Genomic DNA, 16689 nt, shown 5'->3' on the forward strand with positions numbered 1-16689 from the left:
CACCGCTGACGGGGGCACCCGCGCACTGCTGTCTCCGCTGCGGCGCGTGCCGCCTGCGGGAGCGGGGGCTCAGTCCTGCTTGGCTTCCGTTTCGGTCGCTCCGGCGTCCCGGAACGACTTGCCCTCGCGTTTCATCTTCCACAGCGAGGCGAGTGTCGCGACGACCATGGCGACGACGATGAACGTCAGCGACAGCCACGTCGGGACCTCGGGCACCGAGTTGCCCCACGACAGCCACGACACATCGGTCTCGTGGAGGGCGTGGAGGAAGAGCTTGACGCCGATGAACGCGAGGATCGCCGCGATCCCGTAGTGGAGGTAGACGAGTTTGTCGACGAGTCCGCCGAGGAGGAAGTAGAGCTGGCGCAGACCCATGAGGGCGAAGACGTTCGCGGTGAAGACGAGGAACGCGTTCTGTGTGACACCGAAGATCGCGGGGATCGAGTCGAGGGCGAACATGACGTCCGTCGAGCCGATCGCGAGGAAGACGATGAACATGGGCGTCCAGTACTTCTTGCCGTCGTCGAGCTCGACGCGCAGCTTGTTGCCGTGGTACTCGTCGACGACGTTGATCCGCTTGCGGAGGAAGCGGATGAGCGCGTTCTCGCCGTCGCCCTCGTCGTCGCTGCTGAAGGCCTGACGGTAGGCGACGAAGAGGAGGAAGAGGCCGAAGAGGAAGAAGACCTCGACGAAGGCGTTGATGATCGCCGCTCCCGCGAGGATGAAGATGCCGCGGAAGATGATGGCGATGATGATGCCCACCATGAGGACTTCCTGCTGGTACTTCCGGGGCACCTGGAAGCTGCTCATGATGATGATGAAGACGAAGAGGTTGTCGATGCTCAGGGAGTACTCGAGCAGCCAACCGGTGAGGAACTCGCTGCCGTGCTGGGCGTCGCCGATCCAGAAGAGCGAACCGGCGAAGGCCAGGGCGAGGGCGACGTAGAACGCGACCCAGATGCCGGCCTCGCGCATCGAGGGGACGTGGGGGCGCTTGATGACGAGGAGGAGGTCGAAGATGAGGATCGCGACGACGATGATCCCGGAGGTGATCATGAACCAGCCGGGAATGACTGCTCCTGTCGATGCAGCGGCATTGCCGCCGGCGGCGAGGGTGGAGGACAGGGTATCCAATTGGGGCCTTTCGTGATGACGGACTGTACCCGTGTCGAAAGTCTCTCCCACGCTGTGACCGCGGAGTCGTCGGCCGACCGCGATGTTCGCGGTGCGGCGGGCGAGCCTGCGGCGGCGTGCGCTCCGTGCCCGGACCCGCAGACGGGTCGTGGTGACGAGCACGGATGGACGGGATACTCCCTTTCGCCAGCCTCACCAGTATAGTCGGGTTGCCGCGATTGTGCGCATCCGCCTCTCAGGACGCGGACGGGATTCCCGTCAAGCCCGCCTGCCGCGTGGCCGCCGGGCACGCAGCACGCGCGGCGGCCGGCTCACGCGTGGCCGACCTCCTTCATCGCCCGCAGCTCCTTCTTGAGGTCGGAGAGCTCATCGCGCAGCCGCGCGGCGAGTTCGAACTGGAGTTCCGCGGCCGCCGCATGCATCTGCGTCGTCAGGGATTCGATGAGCTCGGTGAGATCGGCGGCCGGTGGCCGCAGCGAGCCGCCGCCGCTCGAAGCGGCCTGCCGCTGTTCGTCGGTGAGCGTCGAGTTGTAGCCGCGCTTGCCCTTGCCGTAGTCGAATTCGGTGAGGAGCTCGCGCGTGTCGGCGTCCTCGCGCTGCAGGCGCTCGGTGATGTCGGCGATCTTCTTGACCAGCGGCGCCGGGTCGATGCCGTGCTCCTCGTTGTAGGCGATCTGGATCTCGCGACGGCGGTTCGTCTCGTCGATCGCCTCCTGCATCGACCGGGTGATCGTGTCGGCGTACATGTGGACCTCGCCGTGGACGTTGCGGGCCGCGCGTCCGATCGTCTGGATGAGCGAGGTCGCCGAGCGCAGGAAGCCCTCCTTGTCGGCGTCGAGGATCGCCACGAGCGAGACCTCCGGCAGGTCGAGGCCCTCGCGGAGCAGGTTGATGCCGACGAGGACGTCGAACTCACCGGCGCGCAGCTCGGTGAGGAGTTCGACGCGGCGCAGCGTATCGACGTCGGAGTGGAGGTACTGGACGCGGATCTCGTGCTCGAGGAGGTAGTCGGTGAGATCCTCGGCCATCTTCTTCGTCAGGGTCGTGACGAGGACGCGCTCGTTCCTCTCGACCCGTGTCCTGATCTCGTCGAGGAGGTCGTCGATCTGGCCCTTCGTCGGCTTGACGACGACCTCGGGATCGACGAGACCGGTCGGGCGGATGATCTGCTGGACGGTGCCCTCCGACCGTTCGAGTTCGAAGTCGCCGGGGGTCGCCGACAGGTAGACGGTCTGTCCGACGCGCTCGCGGAACTCGTCGAACTTCAGCGGCCGGTTGTCCATCGCGCTCGGCAGGCGGAAGCCGTGTTCGACGAGGGTGCGCTTGCGGGACATGTCGCCTTCGTACATGCCGCCGATCTGCGGCACGGTGACGTGGGATTCGTCGATGACGAGGAGGAAGTCCTCGGGGAAGTAGTCGAGCAGGCAGTTCGGGGCCGACCCCGCAGGGCGTCCGTCGATGTGCCGGGAGTAGTTCTCGATGCCCGAGGTGAAGCCCATCGACTCCATCATCTCGAGGTCGTAGCTCGTGCGCATTTTCAGGCGCTGGGCCTCGAGGAGCTTGTTCTGCGCTTCGAATTCGCTCAGCCGCGACTGCAGCTCGTCCTCGATCTCGCTGATCGCCCGCCCCATCCGGTTCTCCCCGGCGACGTAGTGGGAGGCGGGGAAGACGTGGATCGTGTCCTCGTCACGGACGATCTCCCCGGTGAGCGGGTGGAGGGTCTGGAGGGATTCGATCTCGTCGCCGAAGAACTCGATGCGCAGGGCGAGCTCCTCGTACTGCGGGATGATCTCGACCGTGTCGCCCCGCACCCGAAAGGTGCCGCGGGTGAAGGCCATGTCATTGCGCGAGTACTGCATCGACACGAACCGCTTGAGGAGTTCGTCGCGGTCGCATTCCTGCCCCTTGTGGAGGGTGACCATCCGGTCGACGTACTCCTCGGGCGTGCCGAGGCCGTAGATGCACGAGACGGTCGAGACGACGACGACGTCGCGCCTGGTCAGCAGCGAATTCGTCGCGGAGTGCCGGAGCCGCTCGACCTCGTCGTTGATCGACGAGTCCTTCTCGATGAACGTGTCCGTCTGCGGGACGTACGCCTCGGGCTGGTAGTAGTCGTAGTAGGAGACGAAGTACTCGACGGCGTTGTTCGGCAGCAGCTGGCGGAACTCGTTGGCCAGCTGCGCGGCGAGCGTCTTGTTCGGCGCCATGATGAGCGTCGGACGCTGCACCTGTTCGATGAGCCACGCCGTGGTCGCCGACTTGCCGGTGCCGGTCGCGCCGAGGAGGACGATGTCGCGCTCTCCCGACTCGAGGCGGTCGGAGATGTCGTGGATGGCGGTGGGCTGATCGCCCGAGGGGGAGTATTCGGAGACGACCTCGAAGGGCGCCACCGTGCGGGTGACGTCCGGGCGGTGCCCGATCGCGGGCAGGGGACGGGTTTCGCTCATGCCCCCAGCCTAGACCTCGGCCCTGACACGGCACTGGGCGGGACGGTCATTCCGCGCTGTCCCGGGCTCCTTCCGCGCCCACCGGTTCCGCGCCCACCGCCGCCCCCGCATCCCCGGCCGTCGTGCGCACGCGGAGTTCGGCGGGCTGGCCGGGATCGGCACTCGCCCGCACTCCGGTGTCGCCTCCGGACTCCGCGGGCGGGAACCCGAGCGCGGTCAGCTGCGGTGCGAGCGCCTCGGCGGTCCGGGCGTCCCCGGCGTCGAGGACGAAGGAGAGCGGGGCATCGGGGGCGGTGTCCTGCGCGGTGATCGGGTGCGTCTCCCCCGTGCCGTGGCGCAGCTTCGCGACGAGCCGCTCCGCGTCGCCCTCCCGGCGCCGTATACGGTCGTCGCCGCTGCGCGCGGCGGGACGCTGCGCGGCGAGGTTCGCGGCGAAGGGGGCGAGCCGGGAGTCCCAGAGGGCGTCGACGATCTCCGCGGTGGCGGCCGGCGTTCCCGTGTTGTCGATGAGGACGTCGCAGGCGGCGCGGCGCACCTCGTCCGTGGCCTGCCGGGCGATGCGGGATTCGGCATCGGCCCGGTCCATCCCTCGGGTCTCGGCGAGCCGGTCCAGGCGCACCGCGGCGGGGACGTCGACGAGCAGCGTGAGGTGGTACCCGACCTCCATGTGGTTCTCGACGAGGAGGGGCACATCGTGGACGACCACCTCGGCGTCCGCGGCGGCGAAGCGGCCGGCCGTTCGATCCCGGATGACCGGGTGCATGAGCTCGCCGAGGCGCTTCGTCGACTCTGCGTCGGCGAAGGCGACGGCGGCCAGCCGGGCCCGGTCGAGGCTGCCGTCGGCGGCGAGGATCGCGGGCCCGAACTCGGCGGCGAGGGCGTCGAGGAGCGGCTCCCCCGGGGCGACGACCTCCCGGGCGATGACGTCGGCGTCGATGATCTCCGCACCGTGGGCGGCGAGGAGGTTCGCCACCGTCGACTTGCCCGCGCCGATCCCCCCGGTCAGTCCGATTCTCAGCATGGGGCCAGCTTAGCGAACCGCGTCCTCAGCGAACGGCGTCACCGACTCACCCGGTAGACGACGACGCCCTCACCGGAGAACACGGGCTCCCCGAGCGCGGCATCGAGGAGGCCTTCGAGCTCACCGGTCCCGCCCGGGGTCAGCGGCGCCTCGGGCGCGAGGACGACGAAGTCGACGCCATCGGCGCGCAGGCCCTCGACCCCGGCGGTGACGGCCGGATCGGAGGCGGCAGGCACCGGGGCGCCGTTGAAGATCGTCGCCCGCAGCGCGGCATCGAGGTCGTCCTCGGGTGCGGAGTAGATGATCGGCGAGCTCGGGCTCGAGCCGATGAAGTACCCGCCGGTCTCCCGGTAGCGGAAATCGGCCACCGACTGCCACACCATCGCCTCGTCCGCGTGCGGAGCCGCCCAGGCCAGCGGGCGCGGGAGGGTCTTGACGACGGCCCCCTCCGGGATCACCTCGGCGATGGATCCGGTGTAGAAGTCGGGCACGTAGACCTCACGGGTCGGCTGGGCGCCGGGCAGGACGACGACGGCGGACACGGCGAGGAGGGCGAGCATGCCGATGCCCGCCCGGGTGCTGCGGCGCTCGAGCGCCCACTGCAGCCCGCAGCCGAGGATCGCCCAGAGCGCGATCGTCGAATGGAGGACGAGGCGCATCGGCAGGATGTTGTTGAGGACCGGGATCGCCTCGACGAGGGCGAAGGGTCCCGCGCCGAGGAGGGGCTGACCGGCGAGGAGGACCGGCGATCCGAGGGAGAGGAGGAAGACGAGGGTCCCGGAGACGGCGGCGATGCGCACGGGCACGACCCATCTCCCCCGCCGTCCGAGGGTGAGGATGATGAGGGCCGCGGCGATGAGCGCGGGGAGGCCGACGTAGGCGCCGATCTCCGCGCCGTCGAGGTCCATGACGCGCGGCAGCGGCGACTCCCCGGTCCCGAAGAGCGTCGGCAGGCCCGGCACGATGGGGTCGAGGAGATCGGTGTTCCACACGCCGTGCGGACGGATCGCCCCCGACGGCGCGTTGGGCCCGGCCATCGTCATCAGCAGCGGCAGGGCCGCGAGCAGGGCGATGCCGGCGCCGAGGAGGCCGCCGGCTCCCAGCCGCAGCCAGCCGGCCGGCGACAGCAGGGAACGGCCGCAGACGATGAGGGCGGCGAGGAAGCAGAGGAACGCGAGGAAGGTCCCAGCGAGCACCTCGGTGGAGACGTAGAACTGGAATCCGAGGACGACGCCGAGGCCGAGGCTGAGCAGCCAGAAGCGGCGTCCGCCAGGTCGGCCGGTGCGCGGACCGGACAGGAGCGCGAGAACGAGGGCGGCGACGAGCGGCGGGGTGACGGCGAACGCGAGGTTCGGGTGGCCCGAGAGCTGCGCGATGACGTAGGAGGAGAAGCCGATGCCGGCCGCGGCCGCGAACGCGGGTCCGCGCTTGAGGAACCGGCGGAAGAGGATCGCGCACGCCAGCGAGTTGAGCACCGGGAGGCTGAGGATGAGGGCGTTGTAGGCGATGATCGGCCCGGCCACCCACGTCAGCGGGGCGAGGAGGATGGCGATGCCGGTCAGCGAGGTGTTCCAGGCGCCGTTGACGCCGCCGGCCAGCGCATTCATCGCCTCGGTGTAGAGGAAGCCGTCGCCGGTGCCGGCGAGACCCCCGCCGAAGCCGAGGAGGCCCGCGAGCACCTCGGCGCCGTGGCCGAGCCACCAGATGAACAGGGAGGAGTCGTCGTTGCCGGCCGACACGGTGCCGCCCGGGTCGGCGGCGACCCCGCCGAAGACGGTGATGCTGCCGAGCGTGAGGGCGAGGGCGTACCACGCCCAGGGTCGCAGTCGCGCCAATGCAAAGGGCTCCCGACCTGTCGGCCGGGAGCCCTTCACTGCGCTGATGTCAGCTGCCTGCAAGCTTCTCACGCAGGGCTGCGAGTGCTTCGTCGCTGGCGAGCGTGCCTTCGTCGCCCGACTCCTCGGAGGAGAAGGACCCGGTGGCGGGAGCGGCGTCGGAGCCCGATTCCGCGGCGCCGGCCTCGGCGTCTGCGGCAATCGCCTTCGCGACCTGCTTCTTGTGCTCTTCCCAGCGCGACTGGGCGGCGGCGTACTGCTGCTCCCAGACCTCGCGCTGCGCCTCGAAACCCTCGATCCACTCGTTGGTCTCGGGGTCGAAGCCTTCGGGGTACTTGTAGTTGCCGTCCTCGTCGTACTCCTGCGGCATGCCGTAGAGAGCGGGGTCGAGGAACTCTTCGGCCTCGGGGTCGACGCCTTCGTTCGCCTGCTTGAGCGAGAGCGAGATGCGGCGGCGCTCGAGGTCGATGTCGATGACCTTGACGTAGATCGTCTCGTCGACGGAGACGACCTGCTCCGGGAGGTCGACGTGGCGCACGGCGAGCTCGGAGATGTGGACGAGGCCCTCGATGCCGTCCTCGACGCGCACGAACGCACCGAACGGAACGAGCTTGGTGACCTTGCCCGGCACGATCTGGCCGATGACGTGGGTCCGGGCGAAGTGCTGCCACGGATCTTCCTGCGTCGCCTTGAGCGAGAGCGAGACGCGCTCCCGGTCCATGTCGACGTCGAGAACCTCGACGGTGACCTCGTCACCGACGGTGACGACCTCACCCGGGTGATCGATGTGCTTCCAGGACAGCTCCGAGACGTGCACGAGTCCGTCGACACCACCGAGGTCGACGAAGGCACCGAAGTTGACGATCGAGGAGACGACGCCCGGACGGACCTGACCCTTCTGGAGGGTCTGGAGGAAGTCGTGGCGGACCTCGGACTGGGTCTGCTCGAGCCAGGCGCGGCGCGAGAGGACGACGTTGTTGCGGTTCTTGTCGAGCTCGATGATCTTCGCCTCGACCTGCTGCCCGATGTAGGGGGCGAGGTCGCGGACGCGACGCATCTCGACGAGCGAGGCGGGGAGGAAGCCGCGGAGGCCGATGTCGACGATCAGGCCGCCCTTGACAACCTCGATGACGGTGCCGGTGACGACCCCGTCCTCTTCCTTGATCTTCTCGATGTCGCCCCAGGCGCGCTCGTACTGCGCACGCTTCTTCGACAGCATGAGACGGCCCTCTTTGTCCTCCTTCTGGAGAACGAGTGCCTCGATGGGGTCCCCGACCTCGACGACTTCGCCGGGATCGACATCGTGCTTGATGGAGAGTTCACGCGAAAGGACGACGCCTTCCGTCTTGTATCCGATGTCGACGAGGACCTCGTCGCGATCGACCTTGACGACGGTGCCTTCGACGATGTCGCCATCGTTGAAGTACTTGATCGTCTCGTCGACGGCGGCGAGGAAGTCCTCAGCGGTTCCGATGTCATTGACAGCGACCTGCTTCGGCTGCACCGATTCCGGCGTGGTGGTGGTCATATAGGTAGGGACTCCGATGGAATTGTGTCCCGGATCCGATACCCTTGATCTGCTGTGACACAGCCTGTGGGGAATCGCATCCGGTCTCGATTACGATTATGGACTTGTATGCATACGCACATACGGTTGTCAATACTAGCATCATTCAGGGCGTGAATGCACCCTCGGAATCCGAGGTGATCTGCCCGTTCGACCGCGGAGGACTCATGAGCGACGGAAGCTATTCGACAGAGGTCATCAGCGGCGGGTACCTGCCCATCGACGAAGAGGCGTCAGTGCGCGCCAATCGCAGCTATTGGGACAACTCCGCCGAGGACTACCTCGCCGAGCACGGCAGCTTCCTCGGCGCCTCCGATTTCATCTGGTGTCCCGAGGGAATTCACGAATCCGACGTCCATCTCCTCGGTGACGTCGCCCGCCGCCAGATCCTCGAGGTCGGGTGCGGGGCCGGCCAGTGCTCCCGCTGGCTCGCCGAGGAGGGGGCGATCGCCACCGGCATCGACGTCTCCGCGGGCATGCTCGAGCAGGCCTCGCGCCTGCAGCGGGAGAATCCGCTGAGCGCCGACGCCACTCCCCCGACGTTCGTCCGCGCCGATGCCCGCCAGCTGCCGTTCGCCTCGAACAGCTTCGACATCGCGTTCTCCGCGTACGGGGCCCTCCCCTTCGTCAAGGACGCCGAGGTGGTCCTCGCCGAGGTGGCCCGCGTCGTCCGTCCCGGCGGGAAGTGGGTGTTCTCGACGACGCATCCGATGCGCTGGATGTTCCCCGACGTGCCCGGGGAGAACGGGCTGACCGTCGAGTACTCGTACTTCGACCGGACCCCGTACGTCGAGATCGCCGCCGACGGTCAGCCCGTCTACGCCGAGCACCACCGGACGATGGGCGACTGGGTGAGCCTCCTCGTGGCCGCCGGCTTCCGGATCGACGCGGTCACCGAACCCGAGTGGCCCGACTCCAACGAGACGGCGTGGGGCGGCTGGTCGCCCCTGCGCGGTGCTCTCATGCCCGGCACCGTGATCTTCTCGACAACCCTGCCCGAGGCCTGACCTCTGCCCGAGGTTTGAATTCTGCCCGGGGCCTGACCCGTGCCCCTACTACGCGACTGCCGGGCCGCCGGACCGCCTCGGCGCGAACTTCCGTCGATCACGCGGCAGCTGCCCCTCGATCAAGGGGCAGCGCGGATAGCGGGTCGTGCACGGGCCGCTATCCGTGCTCCGGCTTGATCGAGAGCGCGCCAACGCGATTTCCGCGCTGCCGCGAGATCGAGAGCGGGGCGGCCGCGAACCTCGGTCGAGGACCTCGTCAGTCGAGGACGGAGAAACGGTCTCCGAGCGCGGTTCTGCCCGTCAGCGCCAGGAGCACGCGCTCTCCGTCGCCTCCGAGGGCAGCCAGTCGGGCTGCGATACCGAGCGATTCGACCAAGGGACCGTCCGGCGCCGAGGCGGTGATTGCGGCAGCCGCGGCAATGTCGAGACCGTGCACGGTGAGTTCGAACGTCCGCGTCGGCAGATAGGCACTGAGCAGCATCGGGCCGGCGGCGGTCGTCATGACGCGGTCCTCAGCCGACTGAACGAGCGGGATGACCCGGTCGGCGATCGCGCTCAGCGCACGCCCGGGGTCGCTGCCGAGGGCCTCACCGGCGGCGACGCCCCGCTCGAACACGGCGCCCGGATCGGTGCTCGTCTGCGTGGCGACGAAGGCGAAGTAGGCCTCCGGGCTCTCGAGCGCCACCTCGTCGGCGGGAGCGACCAGGTAGGCCTCAACGGTGAGCAGTGACCTGCTCGTGTGACCGACGAGGGCACGGAGACTCCAGTCGCCCAGGCCGGGTCCGTCCCATGCGCGCGGGTCGATGCGGTCGACGAGGGACTCGACCCAGCAGGCCGCCTCGGCGAAGTTCTCGGTCAATCGCCCGTCCATGTCGACAGTCTAGCCAGGTTCGGACCACCACCTCGGCGCACGATCCTGCTCGTGCCCACGCCACACCGCCCTCAGTGGGCGGCGGCATGCCAGACTCAGTGGGCGGCGGCGTGCCAGGAGACGCCGGTGCCGACGTTGACGTCGAGCGGGACGTCGAGTTCGTACGCCGATCCCATCTCCTCGGTGACGATGGCCTTGACCTCGTCGGCCTCCTCGGGGTGGAGGTCGACGATGATCTCGTCGTGGACCTGGAGGAGCATCCGGGATCGGAAGCCCTCGAGGCGGTCGGCGACCTTGAGCATGGCGATCTTCATGATGTCGGCCGCCGAGCCCTGGATCGGGGCGTTGAGCGCCGCGCGCTCGGCCATCTCCCGCAGCTGCCGGCGGTCGCTGTGGAGTGCCGGCAGATAGCGCCGGCGGCCCATGATCGTCTCGGTGAAGCCGTTGTCCCTGGCCTGCTCGACGATCTCGTCGAGGTAGTCCTTGACGGCGCCGAAGCGCTCGAAGTACTGGTCCATGAGACCGCGGGCCTCATCGACGCCGATCGCCAGCTGCTTCGACAGTCCGAATGCGGAGAGTCCGTAGACGAGGCCGTACGACATCGCCTTGACCTTCGAGCGCATCGTCGCATCGACCTCGTCGATGCCGACGGAGAAGACCTTCGAGCCGACGTAGGAGTGGAGGTCCTCGCCGTCCTTGAACGCCTGGATGAGCGCGGCGTCCCCGGACAGATGCGCCATGATGCGCATCTCGATCTGCGAGTAGTCGGCGGTGAGGAGCAGTCCGCCCGGCACGTGCGGGTCGGCGACGAAGACCTCCCGGATGCGCCGGCCCGACTCCGTGCGCACGGGGATGTTCTGCAGGTTCGGGTCGAGCGAGGACAGGCGGCCGGTCGCCGCGACCGTCTGCTGATACGTCGTGTGGATGCGCCCGTCCTCGGCGACGGTCTTGCCGAGGCCGACGACGGTCTGCTTGAGCTTCGTCGCGTCGCGGTGGGCGAGCAGGTGCTGGAGGAACGGGTGCTCGGTCTTGACGAAGAGCTCGGCCAGCGCATCCGCGTCGGTCGTGTATCCCGTCTTCGTCCGCTTCGTCTTCGGCATGTCGAGTTCGTCGAAGAGGACCGTCTGGAGCTGCTTCGGGGAGCCGAGGTTGACCTCGTGGCCGATCGCCTCGTACGCGAGTTCGGCACTTGCCTGCGCCTGCTTCGTGAAGTCCTCGACGAGTTCGGCCAGCCCCGCTTCGTCGATGGCGATGCCGGCGAGCTCCATGCCGGCGAGGACGGGCACGAGCGGCAACTCGATGTCGCGGTAGACCTGGGTCATGTTCGCCTCGTCGATGGCCGTCGCGAGGATCTCGTGGACCTCGAGCAGGGCCGCGGCGTTGGCGCCGTGGGTGCGCGCGGTCGCGTCGGTGTCGAGGTCGAGGGCGAGCTGACCGTCCTTCGCTTCGGCGGGGGCGAGGTCGATGCCGGCGCGCTCGGCGGCGATGTCGCGCAGTTCGTAGCTGCGCTGGTCGGGCACGAGGAGGTACGCGGCCAGGGCCGTGTCCCCGGCGACGTCGGTGAGGTCGATGCCCACCGAGCGCAGGGCCTTGATCTGCACCTTCGAGGAGTGGAAGATGAGCGCGGCCTTCCGCAGGGCGGCCTCAAGGGCGGCCAGGTCGGCGTCGCTCGCCTCTCCCAGGTCGACCACCGAGGCGGTCCCCGGCTGGGCGGAGACCGCGAGGAAGCGCACATCGCCGTGTCCGAGTTCGTACGTCCCGTCGGTGTCGAGCGCGAGGACATCCGCCTCGGCGATGGAGTCGAGGAGGGCGGGCACAGCGACCGTCGCGATCTCGACCTCCCGGGCGGGGGCGGACTCCGCCGCCTCCGGGGTCGCGGCGTCGCCGAAGATCGCCGCCAGGCGCTTGCCGAGGGCCTGGAACTCGAGCTGGTCGAAGAGGCTGCTGAGCTCGGCCGGGTCGCCCTCGCCCCATTTCAGGTCGGCGAAGTCGAGGCCGAGGTCGAGGTCGTCGAGGAGCCGGTTGAGGCGGTAGTTGCGTTCGACCTCGGGGATGTGGTCGCGCAGCTTCTCCCCCACCTTGCCGCCGATCTCGTCGGCGTGCTCGAGCACGCCGGGCAGGTCGCCGTGGGCCTTGAGCCATTTCGCGGCGGTCTTGTCCCCGACTCCGGGCACGCCGGGCAGGTTGTCGGCCTTCTCCCCGACGAGCGCGGCCAGGCCCCGGTAGTTGGCGGGGGTGACCCCGTACTTCTCCTCGATCGCCTCGGGCGTCATCCGCACGAGGTCGCTGACCCCGCGCTTGGGATAGAGGATCGTCACGGTGTCGGTCGAGAGCTGGAAGGAGTCCTTGTCCCCGGTCATCACCTCGACCGCGGCGCCGGCCTCGGTGCCCATTGTCGCCATCGTCGCGAGCGCGTCGTCGGCTTCGAAGCCCTCCTTCGTCACGACCCGGATGCCCATGGCGGTGACGATGTCCTTGATGAGGTCGATCTGCGGGTGGAACTCCGGCGGGGTCTTCGCCCGCCCCGCCTTGTACTCCGGGTACTCCTCGAGGCGGAACGTCTCCCGGCCGAGGTCGAAGGCGACGGCGACGTGGCTCGGCGATTCGTCGCGGAGGACGTTGATGAGCATCGAGATGAACCCGAAGATCGCGTTCGTCGTCTGGCCGGTGCTCGTGGAGAAGTTCTCCGCCGGGAGGGCGTGGAAGGCGCGGTAGGCCAGCGAGTGACCGTCGATGAGCAGGAGGGATTCGTTAGCGTGACTCACATGCCTTAGCCTAGCGTTCATCACGGACATGAGAAGGAGATCGATGGTGGTTCCGCACGTATCGCTGACAGCAGAGACGACCGAGGACGAGGCTAAGGGTCTGCTCGACCAGCTCAACGCCCAGGGCGCCGGGGGTGGGCTCGCCGACCGGATGGGCATCGCGTTCACCGGCATCGGCTTCGACTGGATGAGCGCGACCGTGCCGGTCGCAGGCAACACGCAGCCGATGGGCCTCTTCCACGGCGGCGGTCACGTCGTCCTCGCGGAATCGCTCGCCTCGATGCATGCGTTCCTCACCAGCGGCGGGAAGAACGTCGTCGGCGTCGACCTCAATGCCACCCATCTGCGGGCGATGCGCGGAGAGCTCGTCACCGGGCGCGCCGAGGTGCTCCACCGCGGCCGCACGCTCATGTCCCACGAGGTGAGGATGACCGACGAGGAGGGTCGGCTGCTCTCGATCGTGCGGATCACGAACATGATCCTCGCCTCGAAGGCGCAGTAGGCCGCCCGGCGGTCGGGTCGTTGGGTGGGCACCGCTCACCGGGTGGGCAATGCTTGCCGGATGGGCAGCGCTCACCGTGATGCGCCGAGGCGGTCGACCGCCTCGGCGCGGTGATCGTTTCCGCACGCACGACGGCCCCGGTCGCGGTTCTCTCCGCGTCCGGGGCCGAGTCGTCTCAACGTGAGCCGGGGTCGGCGCCGATCAGCCGGCAACCGCCCGATGGGAAGGTGTCAGTCCTTCTTCGCGCCGATCTGCTTGAGGACGGTTTCGGCGACTTCGCGCATCGTCAGACGGCGGTCCATCGAGGTCTTCTGGATCCAGCGGAAGGCCTCGGGTTCGCTCAGACCCATCGAGGTCTGGAGGAGGCTCTTCGCGCGCTCGACGAGCTTGCGGGTCTCGAAGCGCTCGGTGAGGTCGGAGATCTCGGATTCGAGCGAGCTGATCTCCGCGTGGCGCGACAGCGCGATCTCGAGCGCCGGGATGAGGTCGGCCGAGGTGAAGGGCTTGACGACGTAGGCCATCGCTCCGGCGTCGCGGGCGCGCTCGACGAGTTCCTTCTGCGAGAACGCGGTGAGGAGGACGACGGGGGCGATGCGGGCCTTGGCGATGCGCTCGGCCGCGGCGATGCCGTCGAGGATCGGCATCTTGATGTCCATGACGACGAGGTCGGGACGCAGCTCTTCGGCCAGCCGGATCGCGGATTCGCCGTCCGCGGCTTCACCGACGACGTCGTAGCCGACTTCGCGGAGCATTTCGACGATGTCGAGACGGATCACGGCCTCGTCTTCGGCCACGACGACGCGGCGGACGGGCACGGATTCATCTGCGGTGGGTTGTTCGCTGTTGGAAAGCACGGCACCAGTCTAGACCAGGCATGCCTGCGCATCAGCCGTTTCCCCTGTGAGGACAGCCACCCATGGGGCAAGGCGATTGGGCGATGCCGCGTGCCCTGCCGTAGAGTTGTCGATGTCGGGAACGGTGTTCTCGACGAGCCGGATTGGCGGAATCGGTAGACGCGGCGCACTCAAAATGCGTTGTCGAAAGACGTGTGGGTTCGAGTCCCACATCCGGTACCACGGCGACGTGTCCCTGCATCGCGCCTGCGATATCGCGGCACGTTCAGCACTTTCGGGTCGGCACAGACGCCACTCTCGGCACGACTCAGCAGCAGTGCATCCGTACGCTTGCGGAGCTTCGTGCAATTGACACCAGTGGCCTCCGCAGACTCGTGATTTCGCGCCAAGCTCATGGCGACCCCTGGGATTCTGCGCCAGGTAGATGACGGCCCCTGAGGTTCTGCGCCAGGGTCATGGCGAAATCGCACTCATTTTCGCCATGGGCGTGGCGCACAATCGCCGCCGAGGTGGCGCACACGCGATTCATGCAGTGAGTCGGGGACCGCAGAGAGAGCGCGAGACCAACGAGGTGCGCCGGGGGTGCGAGGATTTCAGAAAACTTGACAACGAGCACTTGCCGGAAGCCAGGAGTCCCTGAGTTCAAGCGGCGAACAGGGCCTCGAGCGATGAGAGCGGGTGACGGGAGTCGAACCCGCCTCTAGACCTTGGGAAGGTCTCATTCTACCGATGAACTACACCCGCGAAGTGGAACATCTCCCAATGTAGCCGATGTCAGGCGACTATGCGCAGTCGACGCGCGAATCGAGACACCGATCTGCGGTGAGGCGCGTGTCGCGGACGTGCAGAACGCACGCGACCGTCCGGCCCGGAGGCCGGACGGTCGATGGTGCTCACTCAAGCGGACGCCCCCGTTCAGGGGCGGGCGCAGCAGGAGATCTCAGTCCCGCGAGATCTCAGACGCGCGAGCTCTCAGTCCGCGCCCCGGCAGCGGATTCAGCAGCACCCGCAGTTCCGGAGTCGGCGACGGACTTCTGCGCATCGCCGACGACGTTCGAGCCACCGGCTACCGGAGCAACCGCACCCGTGGCGCCGTCCGCACCCGAGACACCGTCCGCGCTGGCACCGTCAGCGACGTCCTCGGTCACCGGCACATAGCCGTCGATGCGCTTCGCGTCGTACCGGGTGACGTCGAGGATGCCGTGGCGCTTCGCGACGATCGCCGGGATGAGCGCCTGACCGGAGACGTTGAGCGCGGTACGGCCCATGTCGACGATCGGTTCGATCGCGAGCAGCAGTCCCACACCCTCGAGCGGCAGGCCGATCGTCGACAGCGTGAGGGTGAGCATGACCGTGGCACCCGTCGTCCCGGCGGTCGCGGCCGACCCGATGACGGAGACGAAGATGATGAGCAGGTACTGGATGGGTCCGAGCTCGATGCCGAAGAACTGGGCGACGAACACCGCGGCGATCGCCGGGTAGATGGCCGCGCAGCCGTCCATCTTCGTCGTCGACCCGAACGGCACGGCGAAGGCCGCGTACCCCTGCGGGACGCCGAAGTTGTCGGTCGCGACCTTCTGCGTCACCGGCATCGTCCCGATCGAGGAACGGGAGACGAAGCCCATCTGCGTCGCCGGCCACACACCGGAGAAGTACTGGCGCACGGAGAGTCCGTTGACGCGGGCGAGCAGCGGGTAGACGACGAAGAAGACGATCGCGAGTCCGATGTAGACGGCGACGACGAACCACAGCAGGGATCCCATCGTCGACCAGCCGTACGAGTTCACGGCGTTGCCGATGAGGCCGAGCGTGCCGATCGGGGCGATCCGCACGATCCACCACACGACCTTCTGGACGACGGCGAGGGCCGCCTCGGCGAATTCGAGGAACGGCTCGGCCGCCTTGCCCACCTTGACCGCGGCGATGCCGAGCGCACCGGAGACGATGATGAGCTGGAGGACGTTGAAGTTGACCTCCGAGGCCAGCGCGCCCGTGTCATCAGGTGCCGTCGCGACCTCGAGGCCGAGGAAGTTCACCGGGATGAGCCCGGTGAGGAAGCCGATCCAGCTGCCCTCGCTCGACGGCGCCCCGCCCTGCAGGGACGCGGCGTCCGCGTGCGCGCCGGGCTGCATGACGACGCCGATGATGAGTCCGATGATGACGGCGATGAGCGCGGTGAGCGCGAACCACAGCAGCGTCGACACGGCGAGCTTCGCGGCATTGGTCACCTTGCGCAGGTTGCCGATGCTCGCGATGATCGCGGTGATGATGAGCGGCACGACGGCCGCCTTGAGCAGGGTGACGTACGAGGACCCGATGGTCTCGAGCGTCGTCCCCAGCCAGTTGTCCTGCGTCTCGCTCACAGGTCCCCACGAACGGGCGACGAGCCCGAGGACGACACCGGCGATCAGCGCGATCGTCACCTGCACCCCGAACGACTTCGACCAAGCCGGCAGTCTCATATGGTTCCTTTCGACGGTGGCACGGGCACAGCGGCGCCCGTGGAAAACTCAACTCACTGCACAACTGTTGAGCAATCCGTCGAATTCCGCAAACCGGAGTGACATGGATCGCAACTTCGCCGAGGCGGCCAACCATCCCGTACGACTGGATCCCCGCCGAGGTGGTCGACCAGAAGAGCAGTGGCCGGCCGTCCCGGACGACGGCACACAGAAGGGCCCGACCG

General features: G+C 68.1%; 11 protein-coding genes and 2 tRNA genes. 3 read left to right on the top strand and 10 right to left on the bottom strand.

The genetic code is table 11. The annotated features are described in order from the left end of the window. Positions 1-69: 69 nt before the first annotated feature. From ABD154_RS05515 to rpsA, 5 genes are all read right to left on the bottom strand, one after another. Complete coding sequence (locus tag ABD154_RS05515) at positions 70-1134, bottom strand: TerC/Alx family metal homeostasis membrane protein (protein ID WP_211979179.1); 1065 nt, start codon at positions 1132-1134, stop codon at positions 70-72. A gap of 311 nt (positions 1135-1445) precedes the next feature. After that, positions 1446-3581: an excinuclease ABC subunit UvrB gene (uvrB, locus tag ABD154_RS05520; protein WP_232623606.1), complete on the bottom strand. Its 2136-nt coding sequence runs from the start codon at positions 3579-3581 to the stop codon at positions 1446-1448. Positions 3582-3627: 46 nt separating this feature from the next. Continuing rightward, positions 3628-4602 (bottom strand): dephospho-CoA kinase, encoded by a 975-nt coding sequence (gene coaE / locus ABD154_RS05525; protein ID WP_211979178.1) that lies wholly within the window; start codon positions 4600-4602, stop codon positions 3628-3630. 38 nt (positions 4603-4640) lie between these two features. Beyond that, positions 4641-6437 carry a hypothetical protein gene (locus ABD154_RS05530; RefSeq protein WP_249121057.1) on the bottom strand — a complete coding sequence of 599 codons (1797 nt, stop codon included), beginning with the start codon at positions 6435-6437 and terminating at the stop codon, positions 4641-4643. Positions 6438-6486: 49 nt separating this feature from the next. Beyond that, the gene (gene rpsA, locus ABD154_RS05535) at positions 6487-7965 is read right to left on the bottom strand and encodes a 30S ribosomal protein S1 (RefSeq protein WP_198498851.1); all 1479 of its coding nucleotides are present in this window, start codon (positions 7963-7965) and stop codon (positions 6487-6489) included. Between the two features lie 206 nt (positions 7966-8171). On the opposite strand from rpsA, the gene ABD154_RS05540 reads away from it, so the two are divergent. Then, positions 8172-9011 carry a class I SAM-dependent methyltransferase gene (locus tag ABD154_RS05540; RefSeq protein WP_137824113.1) on the top strand — a complete coding sequence of 280 codons (840 nt, stop codon included), beginning with the start codon at positions 8172-8174 and terminating at the stop codon, positions 9009-9011. Between the two features lie 256 nt (positions 9012-9267). On the opposite strand, the gene ABD154_RS05545 is transcribed toward ABD154_RS05540, so the two are convergent. Both ABD154_RS05545 and polA read right to left on the bottom strand, forming a co-directional pair. Then, entirely contained in the window at positions 9268-9882 is a 615-nt protein-coding gene (locus ABD154_RS05545) for a maleylpyruvate isomerase N-terminal domain-containing protein (RefSeq protein ID WP_211979177.1), read from the bottom strand. Positions 9883-9977: 95 nt separating this feature from the next. Then, the gene (gene polA / locus ABD154_RS05550; RefSeq protein WP_211979176.1) at positions 9978-12647 is read right to left on the bottom strand and encodes a DNA polymerase I; all 2670 of its coding nucleotides are present in this window, start codon (positions 12645-12647) and stop codon (positions 9978-9980) included. 43 nt (positions 12648-12690) lie between these two features. Here polA and ABD154_RS05555 point away from each other — a divergent pair, with 43 nt between their 5' ends. Then, positions 12691-13149, top strand: coding sequence for a hotdog fold thioesterase (locus ABD154_RS05555; protein ID WP_211979175.1), 459 nt, complete (start codon positions 12691-12693; stop codon positions 13147-13149). A 230-nt stretch (positions 13150-13379) separates the two neighbouring features. Here ABD154_RS05555 and ABD154_RS05560 read toward each other — a convergent pair whose 3' ends face one another. After that, positions 13380-14003: an ANTAR domain-containing response regulator gene (locus ABD154_RS05560; RefSeq protein WP_232623608.1), complete on the bottom strand. Its 624-nt coding sequence runs from the start codon at positions 14001-14003 to the stop codon at positions 13380-13382. A gap of 137 nt (positions 14004-14140) precedes the next feature. On the opposite strand from ABD154_RS05560, the gene ABD154_RS05565 reads away from it, so the two are divergent. Continuing rightward, positions 14141-14225, top strand: a tRNA-Leu gene (locus tag ABD154_RS05565). Between the two features lie 451 nt (positions 14226-14676). On the opposite strand, the gene ABD154_RS05570 is transcribed toward ABD154_RS05565, so the two are convergent. Both ABD154_RS05570 and ABD154_RS05575 read right to left on the bottom strand, forming a co-directional pair. Beyond that, positions 14677-14747: transfer RNA gene (locus tag ABD154_RS05570), tRNA-Gly, on the bottom strand. 212 nt (positions 14748-14959) lie between these two features. Then, entirely contained in the window at positions 14960-16465 is a 1506-nt protein-coding gene (locus ABD154_RS05575) for a dicarboxylate/amino acid:cation symporter (protein WP_344250520.1), read from the bottom strand. Positions 16466-16689 lie beyond the last annotated feature (224 nt).

The sequence above is a fragment of the Brevibacterium sanguinis genome (assembly GCF_039528855.1).
Lineage (GTDB): Bacteria > Actinomycetota > Actinomycetes > Actinomycetales > Brevibacteriaceae > Brevibacterium > Brevibacterium sanguinis.